Origin of the sequence: Streptomyces sp. NPDC006174, from assembly GCF_040614075.1 — a bacterium.
Lineage (GTDB): Bacteria > Actinomycetota > Actinomycetes > Streptomycetales > Streptomycetaceae > Streptomyces.
Window position 1 is genome coordinate 282,970 of sequence record NZ_JBEXTJ010000007.1, and the last position, 13,357, is coordinate 296,326.

Here is a 13,357-nt window from a genome sequence, read left to right on the forward strand (position 1 = left end):
ATGGACCGCTCCCCGGACCCCGACACCACCCCGGACATGGGTGAGCCCCGACGCCGGGGGGGGTGGGCGCCGGGACTCAGTTCCGGGGACCGGTGGGAAACCGGTCGGTCGGCCGGGGTTGACCGGCTTGATGGGGAGGCTAGCGGGTTATCCGCTCACGCCACAGCGTCAAAGCCCGTGTCGTGTGCCATTCGCTTCAATTCGAGTAGGGCGTGCTTCTCTATCTGGCGGATCCGCTCCCGCGTCAGGCCGTGCTGCTTGCCCACCTCGGTCAGCGTCCGCTCGCGGCCGTCCTCCATGCCGTACCTCATCTTGATGATGGAGGCGGTCCTGTTGTCGAGCTTGCCGATCAGGTCCTCCAGCTCCTCGCTGCGCAGGAGCGTCATCACCGACTGCTCGGGCGAGACGGCGGAGGTGTCCTCCAGCAGGTCGCCGAACTGGGTGTCACCGTTGTCGTCGACCGACATGTTGAGGCTGACCGGGTCGCGGGCCCAGTCCAGGACGTTGCCCACGCGCTCGGCGTTGGAGTCGAGCTCGGCGGCGATCTCCGCGTGCTCGGGATCGCGCCCGTTCTCCCGGTTGAACTCGCGCTGGACCCGGCGGATCCGGCCGAGCTCCTCCACCAGGTGGACGGGGAGCCGGATCGTGCGGGACTGGTCGGCTATGGACCGGGTGATGGCCTGGCGGATCCACCACGTCGCGTACGTGGAGAACTTGAAGCCCTTCGCGTAGTCGAACTTCTCGACCGCGCGGACCAGGCCCGCGTTGCCCTCCTGGATCAGGTCGAGCAGGGGCAGCCCCGCGCGCGGGTAGCGGCGGGCCACGGCAACGACGAGGCGGAGGTTGGAACGGATGAATATGTCCTTGGCGCGCTCGCCCTCGGCGACCAGCGCCTCCAGCTCCTCACGCTTCGCGCCACCGGCCTCGCTCTCCACCTCGCCGTCGAGGATCTGCTGGGCGTAGACGCCCGCCTCGATGGACTGGGAGAGGTCGACTTCCTTGGCGGCGTCGAGCAGCGGCGTACGAGCGATCTCGTCCAGGTACATGCCGACCAGGTCGCGATCGGCGATTTCCCCGCCCACGGCGCGAACACTGCTTGCCCGGTCGGTCCCACCGGAGGCGGTGGACGAACGACGGGCGACGGCACGGGTTGCCATGCGTGCTCCCTTGCTGAGTAGGTCGCGACACCCTCTCGGGTGCCCTGCATCCGATGGAAACAACGACTGGAATCCGGACAGAATTCCCATGCCGCCCATTCATTTTCGCGATCATGCAGTACCCTGTCCGGCGCCGACCGGACGAAACCTGGCCCGCACACCCGCGTAAACGCAGGTCAGGCACGGTGCGCAGAGGCCCTGGCAGCCCTGGCGGGAAGCCTGCGACGCCGCTCCGGGTGAGGCCGCGCTCACAGGAAGCCACGCCCATGGGCCACGCCGCCCTCTACCGAGAACGTCCCTGGCGGCCCGGAACGTTCCGACCTCGCGTGTACCCCGGAAGACGACCCGTATCGCCTCGGGGTTGCTCGCGACCGGCGCTCTCAGCCGAACTGCACCGAGCGCTTGGCCAGGCCCATCCAGAAGCCGTCGATGACGCTTCGGCCCCGGCCCAGCTCCTCCTCGGCGGCGCCGAGCGTCACGAAGAGCGGGGCGAAGTGCTCGGTGCGCGGGTGGGCCAGCTTTCCGGCGGGTGACGTGTGCTCGAAGTCGAGCAGTGCGTCGACGTCCTGGGCCCGCAGCGCGCGGTCGCCCCAGTCGTCGAACTCCGCCGACCAGCCCGGCACCCCGCCGCCCTGGTGGCGCAGCGCGGCCAGGTTGTGCGTGAAGAAGCCGCTGCCGACGATCAGCACGCCTTCGTCCCGCAGCGGCGCGAGCTTGCGCCCGATGTCCATCAGCTTCTGCGGGTCGAGCGTCGGCATGGAGATCTGGAGTACGGGGATGTCGGCGTCCGGGAACATCTCGACCAGCGGCACGTACGCCCCGTGGTCGAGGCCGCGGTCCGGGATGTCCTGGACCGGCGTACCGGCGCCGCGCAGCAGCTTGCGGACGCTGTCGGCGAGCTGCGGGGCGCCGGGAGCTCCGTACCGTACGCGGTAGTAGTGCTCGGGAAAGCCCCAGAAGTCGTGGACCAGCGGGACCGGCTGGACGGCGCCGAGCGCGAGCGGCGCCTCCTCCCAGTGCGCCGAGACCATGAGGATCGCGCGCGGGCGCGGCAGCGTGGCGGACCAGGCGGCGAGCTGGCCGGGCCAGACCGGGTCGTCGGCGAGTGGCGGGGCGCCGTGCGAGAGGTAGAGGGCGGGCATGCGCTCCGCGGTGACCGTCATGACACTCCACTCCCTGTCCACTCTCCACCGGAGACCGGACACTGATCATGAATGCCTGATCCCGGGGGATGGTTCTTCAAGGGTCCTGCGGAATCCCACCGGCCAGGTTATTGAACCTTCAAGTTCCTACCTCCGGAGACCTTAGCCCTATCTAGTTAAACTTTCAAGAAAAGGTCGTACAGTGGAGTACATGACCACGGCATCCACCGGCGCGACACGCTGGCTCACCGACGAGGAGCAGCGCGTCTGGCGCGCCTATCTGCATGCCACCACGCTGCTGGAGGATCACCTCGACCGTCAGCTGCAGCGGGACGCGGGCATGCCCCACACCTATTACGGGCTGCTCGTCCAGCTCTCCCAGGCCCCTCGGCGCCGGATGCGGATGACCGAGCTCGCCAGGAACGTGAAGATCACCCGCTCCCGGCTCTCGCACGCCATCGCCCGGCTGGAGAAGAACGGCTGGGTGCGGCGCGAGGAGTGCCCGTCCGACAAGCGTGGCCAGAACGCGGTGCTCACCGACGAGGGCTACGCGATGCTCACCCGTTCGGCGCCGGGCCACGTCGACGCCGTACGGCAGGCGCTCTTCGACCGGCTCACGCCCGAGCAGGTGCGCAGCCTCGGCGACATCATGCGCGTGCTGGCCCACGGGCTCGAACCGGAGGGACCGGACGCGGATCTGCCCTGGCTCCGCTGAACCCCGCACACACGCCTGCCCCGGCCCCGCCGGTACGGCGGAACCGGGGCAGACCCATGAGGCCGTGGCGTCAGTGCGCGACCACCGGAATCCGGAGCTCGTCCTCGGCTCCCTCGGTGTCGCCGCCGGACACAGCTCCGGTCCCCGTTCCCGGACGGCCGGTGTTGATCAGAACGGCCGCGATCGCGGCGGCGGCGACGAGGATGCCGACCGCCCACCAGATCGCGCTGGCGAAGCCGCTGACCATGGCCTGGAGCTCCAGGAGCTTCGGGTCCGTGGCGCGGGCCGCGTTGTCGGCGATGTACGCGGTGGTGGCACCGGCCGCGATGGTGTTGAGCAGAGCGGTGCCGATGGCGCCGCCGACCTGCTGCGAGGTGTTGACCATCGCGGAGGCGACGCCCGCGTCACGCGGCTCGATGCCGTGTGTGGCCAGGGACATGGCCGGCATGAACGCCGTACCCATCCCGAGGCCGAGCAGCAGCATGCCGGGCAGGATGACGGCCGCGTAGCTGGTGTCGAGGTCCAGCTGGGTCAGGAGCAGCATGCCGATGGCGGCGACCAGGAAGCCGGGGCCCATGAGCAGCCGCGGCGGGACCCTGGTCATCAGCCGGGTGCCGATCTGGGTGGAACCGGTGATCATGCCCGCGATCATCGGGAGGAAGGCGAAGCCGGTCCTGACCGGCGAGTAGCCCTTCACGATCTGCAGGTAGTAGGTCAGGAAGAGGAACAGCCCGAACATCGCGATGATCGCGAGCCCCAGCGAGAGGTAGACCCCGCCGCGGTTGCGCTCGGTCAGGACGCGCAGCGGCAGCAGCGGCGACTTCACGCGCGACTCGGTCACGACGAAGGCCAGCAGCAGCCCGGCGGCGGCGACGAACATGGTGATCGTCAGACCGTCCGACCAGCCGGCCGACTCGGCGCGCGTGAAGCCGTAGACCAGCGCGACCAGGCCGAGCGTGGAGAGGACGACGCCGGGAATGTCGAGCGGCGAGCGGTTGCGGGTGCCGGAGGGCTCACGGATGACGAAGTACGCGCCCACGGCGGCGACGACGGCGAACGGGATGTTGACGAAGAACGTCCAGCGCCAGTTCAGGTACTCGGTGAGGAAGCCGCCGAGGATCAGCCCGACCGCGCCACCGCCACCGGCGATGGCCCCGTAGATGCCGAACGCCTTGGCGCGCTCCTTGGCGTCGGTGAACATCACGGCGAGCAAGGAGAGGGCCGCGGGAGCGAGCAGGGCGCCGAAGACACCTTGCAGGGCCCGGGAGCCGAACATCATCGCCTCGTTCTGGGCGGCGCCGCCGAGCGCGGAGGCCAGCGCGAAGCCGATCAGCCCGACGACGAAGGTGCGCTTACGTCCCCATAGGTCGGCGATCCGGCCACCGAAGAGGAGCAGACCACCGAAGGCGAGCGCGTAGGCGGTGATGACCCACTGCTTGTTGCCCTCGGAGATGCCGAGGTCGGTCTGGGCGGACGGCAGAGCGATGTTCACGATGGTCGCGTCGAGCACGACCATCAGCTGGGCGAGCGCGATGAAGGCGAGCGCCTTCCAGCGGCTGGGATCGGGGAGCCCGGTGCCGGCCGTTCTCGACAGCGGGGCGTCAGCGGTTTTTGACATGGGAGTAGCCACCTAGGGACATGCGAGGGCGCCGAGGACGTCGCGAGATCAGTCGCCGGTACGTGCTGGCGTACGCGTGAATGGGAGTACGTACGTGATGGGAGTGCGTGCGTGACGGAGTAGGTACGTGCGTGAACGTAAAAGGACGTTGATTACGGGGCCGGAGCCCGGGCGTCAGTCGCGGCGCCTCAGGTTCTCCAGGGTGGCCGCCGATCCGGGCAGTACGGAGCGGGCCGGGGCCTCCAGTCCGTCCAGGAACAGCTGCAGATGGCGGTGGGTGAAGCGGTCGATGTCCAGGCAGGCGATGCCGGGCAGCGGCCGGGTGAGCTGGGAGAGGGCGACGAGTACGTCACCGACGGCGATGTCGGTACGCAGTCGCCCGGCGGACATGGCGCGCGACACGAGTCCTTCGACCGCCGCTTCCAGGCGGTCTCGCTCGGCGAGCAGGTCGGGGTGGTCCCGGTCGAAGACGCCGGAGAGCATCGGGCACAGCGCGCCGATCCGTTCGTCGGCGGCCGCGTGCACGAAACGGCTGAGCGCGGCGAACGGGTCGGCCTCCGCCGCTGCGGCCTCTTCGGCCCTCGCGGTGGTGCGGGAGGTGACCGCGAGCACGACCTCGTGGGTCAGCGCGGCGCGGTCGGGGAAGTTCCGGTAGAGCGTGGCGTTGCCGACGCCGGCCCGCCGTGCGACGTCGTCGAGCGGCACGTCCGGCCCGAACTCGACGAACAGCTCACGTGCGGCCGCGACGATCCGCTCACGGTTGCGCAGCGCGTCGGCCCGCGGGCGCGGCGTACGGCGCCGGGCCGACGGTGCGGTGGCGTCGGTGGCGCACGCGGCGCCAGGTGCGTCGGTGGCACACGTGACGTCGGTGGCGTCGGTGACGGTCTCCACGGCTGCGGACCTTCTCTCCGGACGGTGAGTGATCGGCCGACCCCCGTTCGTAACCGGGGATCAACTCCCCGCTTCAGGGGGACACCGATGCAAACGGGGAGAGCCTCCCCGCTTATTTCCGCTCCTCGCTGTGACCTGAGTCACACCACCCGGCGGCGAAAAACCTCCGATCGGCGCACCCAGCGAGCGCCTCCGGAGCGCCCGGCACAGGCTGATCGCCAGAGCGCAGTCAGGGTCGGCCGGCTGCCGCGGACCCCGAAGGCGCCTCTATGCAGCAGCCCCGCCACCGGATACGCAGTCACCGCCGCCCCCTCGCCCTGGCCGGAGCGACGGCCCTGGTCATAGCCGCCATGGCGTCGGCGAGCACCACGCTCCCCGGCGCCGGACGGGCCGCGGCCGGCCCGGCGGCCACCGCCGAGGACTCCACGGTCGCCCCGTGCCGGATCGCCACGACCATGGGCGTCCAGATGTCGCTCGGCATGCCGACCCCGCCCGGCTACGCCCGCTCCACCGGTGAGGTCAAGGCGCTCAACCTGATGATCGACTTCCCGGACGCGGAGGCGGGCGAACCGGCGGAGGACCGGTTCGCGGAGTTCTTCCCGCAGACCTCCGACTGGTTCACGACCAGCTCCTACGGCCGCCTCGACTACCGTCCCGAGGCCCCCGTCCAGGAGTGGCTGCGGATGCCGCTGCCGTTCGCGGAGTACGGGATAGAGCGCGGCTCACCGTTCGAACCGGGCTACCGGCAGCTGGTCGAGGACCTGGTGGCGGTCGCCGATCCGAAGGTGGACTTCTCGGCGTACGACCTGGTCAACGTCCTCGTCACGCCGAACGCCGGCCCCTCCGCCCTGGACACCGTGCTCTCGGTGACCTTCTCCGGCAACACCGACGCCCCGGAGGCGGACGGCGTGCCGCTGGCCAACACGTCCTTCGTCTACAGCCGCCAGGACGACGGCTCGGGATCGTACGAGCAGACGGGCTACCGCGTCCTGCCGCACGAGAACGGCCATGTCTTCGGCCTGCCCGACCTCTACACGATGGAGGGCGGCGGCTCGGTGGGCCACTGGGACATCATGTCCGAGGACTGGGGCGCCAACAACGACTTCCTGGGCTGGCACAAGTGGAAGCTCGGCTGGCTCGACAACGAGCAGATCAGCTGCGCCTCGCAGCCCGGCACCAGCGACCACACGCTCGGCCCGCTGGCCACCGAAGGCGGCACCAAGCTCGCCTTCGTCCCGCTGAGCGCCCAGTCCGGCTATGCGGTGGAGGTCCGTACGGCGGCGGGCAACGACGAGGCCGTGTGCCGGCCCGGCGTGCTGATCTACAAGGTCAGCTCGGACGTGGACACCGGCCAGGGCCCGGTCTCCGTCGCCGACGCCACCCAGGACAGCGGCGGCTGCACGCGCCGCCCCAATGTGCACGCGGAGCTGTCGGACGCGCCGTTCCGGCCCGGCCAGACGTTCACCGACCGGGCCAACGGCGTACGGATATCCGTGCTGGACGAGGACGGGAACGGGAACTACCGGGTCCGGATCGTTCGGCCGTGAACGGTCGGAGGCCGGGGCCGGGGCCATCACTCGGCCGTGAGCGGCGCTGAGGTCGGGTCCTCGGCCATCAGCCGGTCCTGAACCGTGCCGAGCCCGGGTCCTCAACCATCACTCGGTCCTGAGCCGTGCCGAGTCCGCGTCGCCGGCCGCGAACCGGTCACGGAGCTCGTGCTTGAGAGGCTTGCCGGTGGCGTTGCGTGGCAGCGGCTCCTCGGTGAACAGCACCCAGGCCGGCACCTTGAACCCGGCCAGTGAGCGGCCCACGTGCTCGCGCAGGACGTCGGCGGTGGCCGAGGCTCCGGTACGCAGCCGGACGACGGCCACGACCTCCTCGCCCAGCACCGTGTGCGGGATGCCGAGGACGGCGGCGTCAGCCACGTCCGGGTGGTCGTGCAGGACGCTCTCGACCTCGACGCAGTACACGTTCTCGCCACCCCGGATCACCAGGTCCGTGAGCCGGTCGACGACCGCGATGCGCCCCGCGCGCCGCACGGCGAGGTCTCCCGTACGGAACCAGCCGTCCCGGAACGCCTGCTCGGTCGCGGCCGGGTCACGCCAGTAGCCGCGGAACAGCGACTGGCCGCGCAGCCACAGCTCTCCCACCTGCCCCTCCGGCACCTCCTGGCCCGCCGCTCCCAGCTCTCCCGTCTCTCCCGCGATCCGGGTCTCGGTGACGGGCGTCGGGCGGCCGACGGCGGCGGGGTCGGCGCGGTACTCGGCGCCGATGTTCGCGAGGACGCCGCCGCTGGTCTCGGTGAGGCCGTAGCCGTTGCGCGGCTCGACGCGTTCGCCGTAACGGGCGGTGAGGCGGGCGACCAGAGCGGGCGGGGCCGCGGCGCCGCCGGTGCTGAACAGGGTCAGGCTCGCCGGCTCGTCGCCCGTGCGCTCGGCGGCGTCCAGCAGCTGGAGGGCCGTCGTCGGCACACCCGCGAAGTGTGTGACGCCGTGGGCGCGGATGAGCCGGAGGGCCTCGTCGGCGTCCCACTTCTCCATCAGGACGAGCATGCCGCCCGCCGCCATCACGCCGTAGAAGCTGGTGAAGGCGGCGACGTGGAAGAACGGGAACGTCATCAGCGAGACCGGAGCCGGGCCCATGCCGGGCACCGCTCCTCGCCCGAGCGCCGAAAAGGCCGCCTGGTAACGCGGGTTGAGCGTGGCTCCGGCCTGGGCCAGGTGCGTGGCCACCGCGCCTTTGGGCCGGCCGGTGGTGCCGGAGGTGTAGAGGATCGTGGCGTCGTCCTCGGGCCGGGGCTCCACGTCCGGCGGCGCGGCCAGCGGATCGGGCGCGGGAAGGTCCTCGTACCGTTCGAGGCTGACGCCGTCCGGGAGTTGACCCGCCTTCCGGGCATCGCTGAAGAGCACCACGCGCGTCCCGGTCCGCCGCGCCCAGCCCGCGACCCGGTCCAGCCGCTCAGCGTCGACGAGCAGCACGCCGGGCTCGCAGTCGTCGAGGGCGTATGTGAACTCGGCCTCCGTCCACCAGGAGTTGAGCGGTACGGCGATGAGACCGGCCAGTTGCGCGGCCCAGAAGGCGATCTGCCACTCCGGGTGGTTCGGCATCGCGATCACGGCCCGGTCGCCGGGGCGCAGCCCGTACCGCTCGACCAGCCGGACGGCCAGCGCGGACGCGGCGGCGAAGAACTCCCCGTACGACCAACGGTGTTCACCGGCGATCAGGAACGGCGTGTCACCATAGGCCCAGGTGGTCTCCACGAACTCCCGGAGCGTGCGCGGGCCGTCGGCGTACTCCAGCGTGCCCCGCTCGCCCCGCACCACGGCGAAGGGTGCGCCGGGAGCGGTGAGGAGGGCCGCTGCGCGCTCGGCGGCTCCGGGGTCCGGTGGCGGCGGGGCGGTGGTGGACACGGGCGGCCTCTCTCGCGCTGGCTCGGCAGGTCTGACGCTACGCCGGCGGGATCCGTGGACCGTCCGGCGCGGGGCCGGAGAGCGGGAAGCGGGCCTCCAGCGTGTAGTGACCGGAAGGATACGGGCCGTGGGTCAGCCGGCCTCCGGCGGCGGCGATCCGTTCGCCGAGGCTGCACAGCCCCAGCCCCGGCCCTCTGACGGCGAGGTCACCGGCCACGGCGGAAGGACCCGGCCGCCCGGAGGCGTGGATCCCGCCGCCCGGCCGCCCGACAGCCTCGACCCCGTCGTTGGAAACCGTCAGCACCACCTCGCCCGGCGATGTCTCCACCACCACCCGGCAGCTGCCGGCGCGGCTGTGCCGCAGCACGTTGGCGGCCGCCTCCCGCACCGTCGTGGCCAGGACCGTCTGGAGGAGCGGCGGGAGCGGCGCGCCGGCCGGGCGCGCCTCGGTGCGGAGACCGGCCGCCTCCAGCAGGCACCGGACGGACTCGATCTCCGTGTCGAGCGAGAGGCAGTGGTAGCCGTGCGCCACCCGCCGGGCCTCCTCCTGGATCTCCCGCATCCCGCAGAGCGCCTCGGCCAGCCGGTGCCGGGCCGTCTCCGGCGTGCGGTCCATCAGCCGGAGCGCCAGCTCGCACTGGAGCGTGATCGCCAGGAGCCTCGGGCCGAGCAGGTCGTGCAGATCGCGGGCGAAGCGGAGCCGTTCGCGGACGACGACGCGGCGGTGGACGGGGTCGGCCGTCACTCCTTCGTCCGTCGTCCTCTCCATGGCCTTCTCCGTGGTCCGTGCGGACCGTACGGACAGTCCCCGCACCATGTCGTCCCCCTCTGCGTCCGGTTCTCCGGTGGTGGCAGAGCTTCACCGCCGCCGCTATCACTCGGCTATACGAGCCCCACCGGTGGCCCCCTTCCCGGTGGTACACAAGGCGCCGGAACCGCCTGAGGCCCCTCGTCGGAGGACCGGGCCCGGACGGACAACGGGGGGACGCATGCAGAGGATCGTGCTGGCCGAGGACATGCACATGATCCGGGTGGCGCTGGCCGCGCTCCTGGAGCTGGAACCGGACATGGAGGTGGTGGCCCAGGTCGCGAGCGGCAGCGACGTCGTACCGGCGGTGCTCCGGACGGAGGCGGACACGGCGGTGCTCGACATCGACATGCCCGGCATGGACGGCATCACCGCCGCCGGTCTGCTGCGGGACCAGGTCCCCGGCTGCCGGACGCTGATCCTCACCGGCGTCGCGCTGCCCGGCCAGCTCTGGCGGGCGCTGGACGCGCAGGTGAGCGGCTTCCTGCCGAAGCACGCGTCGCCGGACGAGCTGGTGGACGGCGTACGCCGGGTGGGTGCGGGCCGCCGGATCATCGATCCCGAACTGGCCATGTCCGCCTGGGAGATCGGTGACAATCCGCTGACCCGGCGGGAGGTGGAGGTGCTGGGCCTGGTCGCGGCGGGCGCGGAGACCGGACAGATCGCCACCGCCACGAACCTGTCGGTGGGAACGGTCCGCAACTACCTCACGACGATCGTGAACAAGCTCGGCGCCCGCAACCGCATCGACGCGCTGCGCACGGCCAAGGAGAACGGCTGGCTGTGAGTTCTCCACCGCCGGCGCATACGGCCTCGTATAGGTCGTTTATCGGAACGCGCGCTGTACTCCCGCCATGCCAAGGAGACCACGTGCGCGCAGGCAGCGCCCACGCGTCGAGGACCCGCACGCGCAGGACCCGTACACCGGGCACTGGGCCATGGAGTACGCGCGCCGGCTCGCCGACCGCCATCCTCCGCACCACCGCGTCCTGATCCAGACCAGCATGTCGCCGAGCGGCTACTTCCACGTCGGGAACTTCCGGGACACCGTCTGCGCGCACCTGGTGCACCGGGCGCTGCGCCGGATGGGCCGCCGTTCCGCGATCCTGCTCAGCTTCGACGACTACGACCCCGTACGGACCGGCCAGGCCGTCAGGGACCCGGAGCTGGCGGGCCACGGCGGGCGGCCGCTCGGCGAGCACCGGGAGCGCGCCGCCCGGATCTGCCGCACCTACCTCGCCGAGCTCCGGGCCATGGGCATCCTGCCGCCGGAGGCCGACCAGGACGGCCGGACCCCGCCCGGCGGCGACTGGCGGACCCACTACCAGTACGAGCGGTACCGGGCCGGTGCGTACCGGACGGTCCAGCGCCGCTACCAGCGCGACGCGGACCGGCTCGCGGCGCTGCTCGGCAAGGACGACGGGCGCGACCTCTTCGCCGTCTACTGCCTGCAGTGCGGCCGCAACACCACCGAGATCCACCGCCTGGACCGGCGAGCCGCGCGCTACCGCTGCCTGTCGTGCGGCGCCGAGCTGACCGCCCGCGACCCGGCGGACGTCAAGCCGTCCTGGGCGCTGGACTGGACACTGCGCGTCGCGCACGAGTCCATCGACTGCGAACCGGCGGGTCAGGACCACGTCAGCGCGGGCAGCACCATGGACCGGACGCTGCCGGTGTACGAGCGCTACCTCGGCTTCCCGCAGCCGGTCATCGTCCCGTACGGACTGGTCCGCGCCGAGCACGGCAGCGGCAAGATCTCCGGATCGCGCGGCGGTGGTCCGTACGTACGCGATCTGCTCGCCGTCCACCCGGTGCCGCTGGTGCTGTGGCTGTACGCCCGCCGCGACTGCCTCGCCGATCTGCGGCTGGGCTTCGGGCCGGCCGCGTTCCTGGGCGCGTACGAGGAGTTCGACCGGTTCGCGCGGTCCGCGTCCGGAGACGGCCGGGCCCGCGACCGTGTGCTGTGGGAGCTGCTGACGGACGAGGAGCCGGACGGGTACGGGACGCTGCCCCGGATGCGTACGGTCCTCGGAGCGCTGTACGCGCACGGCTGCGCGCCCGAGGCGGCGCGGCGCCACCTCGCGGCCCGCCATCCCGGCGCCGACGGTCCGCTGCTGACGGAACGGATCGACCACGCGCACGCCTGGCTCACGACCCACGGCCGCGACCGCTACTGGCCTGCGGCCGGTACGCCTGCGGACGGTGGCCCGGCGGACGGCCTGATTCCGGCCGGTCGTCAAGCCCCGGCAGGTCATCAAGCCACGGCCGGTCATCGAGCTCCGGCCGATCCCGCGCCGGCCGATCCCCAGACCGCCGCCGGCCACCCGCTCGACCTGCTCATCAGCCAACTCCGCACGCACACCGGCCCCGGCGCACCACACGCCGGGCGCACGCGGGCGGAGTTCCGGCAGATCTACGGCGCGCTGTTCGGCACCGAGCACGGGCCCCGGCTCGACACCCTCGCCGATGTCTTCGGGCCCGCCGTCCTCGCCGACGCGCTGGAGGCCTACCGCGCTCGCGGTGAACGGCCTCTCTGCGTCGAGCCGCCCGCCGGATCCGGCGTCCCACGCGTCCCCGACCTTCAGGAGGCTCCGAGCCGTGCGCGCTGAACTCTTCACTCCTGGCGGCGCGTCGGTACCCGACGACTGGGACTCCTTCGTGCGCGGCCACCGCGCCTGCGTGCTCTGGGAGGCGGAGCTGCTGGAGGCGGCCGCCTGGGGCAGCCGGCGGCCGCTCTTCGCCGGGCTGGTGCGGGAGGCCGGTGAGCCGGTCGCGGCGTTCTGCGGCCGGCTCGGGATCCGGCCGGTCGCGCAGCGGTTCCGGCCGGCCGGCCGGGCGGCGGTACCGGGCTGGTTCCAGGTCCATCTGCCGAACAGCTTCAGCCCGGGACGGCTGTACGCTCCCGGCCTGGACACCGCCGGACGCCGGGCCGCCACCCGCGCCTTCGAGCGGGCGATCCGCCGGCGGCTGGGCCCGCGCTGCCTCGGAGTCGTCCACCTCGATGCCGAGGCGTCCGAACTCCACTACCTCGAAGGACCGTTGAGGCTGCGGCGAGCCACCGCACCCAACGCCGTGCTGCACAACCGCTGGCCGAGCATGGACGCGTACTTCGCGGAGCTGCCCCGAGGCCGCAGGCGGCGTCTTTCGGCGCTCCACGCGCGCGTCGGCGCCGATCCGGAGCTGGTCGTGGAGTCGGCGGTGGCCGCGATCGACCCGGTGCACGCCAGCCGGCTGGACCAGCTGACACGGATGAAGCACACGGACCGCCCGAGCGGTGTCGTACCGCTGCTGCCCGCCTACTTCGAGCGGCTCAACCGGTCGCCAGGCGCCTCGTACTTCGCGCACCGCGAGAAGAGCTCCGGCCGGCCGGTCTCCTTCGATCTGGTCCTGGACGCACCGGACGGCTGGCTGACCACGGTGACCGGCTCCGACGGCGGCCGGGATCTCTATCTCGACCTGTACCTCCGGGAGATCGACCGGCTGATCGCCACCGGCGTGCCCGCCGTCCAACTCGGCCCCGGTATGCGGCAGCTGAAGGAATCCTTCGGCGCCACCACCGTCCCGCGCCACGCGGTCGCCGTCCCCTTCTGACGGCCTCCGCGCCCACGGCCTCCAC

The 13,357-nt window shown here is 71.9% G+C and carries 11 protein-coding genes; 5 read left to right on the forward strand and 6 right to left on the reverse strand.

All coding sequences use genetic code 11. The features are described from left to right. Positions 1-155 precede the first annotated feature (155 nt). Complete coding sequence (locus ABZ267_RS18355; protein WP_356746553.1) at positions 156-1,157, reverse strand: sigma-70 family RNA polymerase sigma factor; 1,002 nt, start codon at positions 1,155-1,157, stop codon at positions 156-158. A gap of 380 nt (positions 1,158-1,537) precedes the next feature. After that, entirely contained in the window at positions 1,538-2,320 is a 783-nt protein-coding gene (locus tag ABZ267_RS18360) for a class III extradiol ring-cleavage dioxygenase (RefSeq protein ID WP_356746554.1), read from the reverse strand. Positions 2,321-2,501: 181 nt separating this feature from the next. On the opposite strand from ABZ267_RS18360, the gene ABZ267_RS18365 reads away from it, so the two are divergent. Next, positions 2,502-3,014, forward strand: coding sequence for a MarR family transcriptional regulator (locus ABZ267_RS18365; RefSeq protein WP_356746555.1), 513 nt, complete (start codon positions 2,502-2,504; stop codon positions 3,012-3,014). A 70-nt stretch (positions 3,015-3,084) separates the two neighbouring features. On the opposite strand, the gene ABZ267_RS18370 is transcribed toward ABZ267_RS18365, so the two are convergent. Together ABZ267_RS18370 and ABZ267_RS18375 are read right to left on the reverse strand one after the other, a co-directional pair. After that, entirely contained in the window at positions 3,085-4,632 is a 1,548-nt protein-coding gene (locus tag ABZ267_RS18370; protein ID WP_356746556.1) for an MFS transporter, read from the reverse strand. 174 nt (positions 4,633-4,806) lie between these two features. After that, complete coding sequence (locus tag ABZ267_RS18375; protein ID WP_356746737.1) at positions 4,807-5,400, reverse strand: helix-turn-helix domain-containing protein; 594 nt, start codon at positions 5,398-5,400, stop codon at positions 4,807-4,809. Between the two features lie 392 nt (positions 5,401-5,792). Between ABZ267_RS18375 and ABZ267_RS18380 the strand changes: the two genes are divergently transcribed. Further along, a complete protein-coding gene (locus ABZ267_RS18380; protein ID WP_356746557.1) occupies positions 5,793-7,070 on the forward strand; it encodes a M6 family metalloprotease domain-containing protein in 1,278 nt (425 codons plus the stop codon). Between the two features lie 108 nt (positions 7,071-7,178). On the opposite strand, the gene ABZ267_RS18385 is transcribed toward ABZ267_RS18380, so the two are convergent. Beyond that, positions 7,179-8,933, reverse strand: a complete 1,755-nt coding sequence (locus ABZ267_RS18385) for a class I adenylate-forming enzyme family protein (RefSeq protein WP_356746558.1) — start codon at positions 8,931-8,933, stop codon at positions 7,179-7,181. Positions 8,934-8,970: 37 nt separating this feature from the next. Continuing rightward, positions 8,971-9,750, reverse strand: coding sequence for a histidine kinase (locus tag ABZ267_RS18390; RefSeq protein WP_356746559.1), 780 nt, complete (start codon positions 9,748-9,750; stop codon positions 8,971-8,973). Positions 9,751-9,922: 172 nt separating this feature from the next. Here ABZ267_RS18390 and ABZ267_RS18395 point away from each other — a divergent pair, with 172 nt between their 5' ends. From ABZ267_RS18395 to ABZ267_RS18405, 3 genes are all read left to right on the forward strand, one after another. Beyond that, entirely contained in the window at positions 9,923-10,528 is a 606-nt protein-coding gene (locus ABZ267_RS18395; protein WP_356363644.1) for a response regulator transcription factor, read from the forward strand. A 67-nt stretch (positions 10,529-10,595) separates the two neighbouring features. Continuing rightward, the gene (locus ABZ267_RS18400) at positions 10,596-12,350 is read left to right on the forward strand and encodes a lysine--tRNA ligase (protein WP_356746560.1); all 1,755 of its coding nucleotides are present in this window, start codon (positions 10,596-10,598) and stop codon (positions 12,348-12,350) included. Beyond that, positions 12,340-13,332, forward strand: a complete 993-nt coding sequence (locus tag ABZ267_RS18405; RefSeq protein WP_356746561.1) for a hypothetical protein — start codon at positions 12,340-12,342, stop codon at positions 13,330-13,332. The genes ABZ267_RS18400 and ABZ267_RS18405 overlap by 11 nt, the downstream gene beginning before the upstream one ends. The last annotated feature ends 25 nt before the right edge of the window (positions 13,333-13,357 follow it).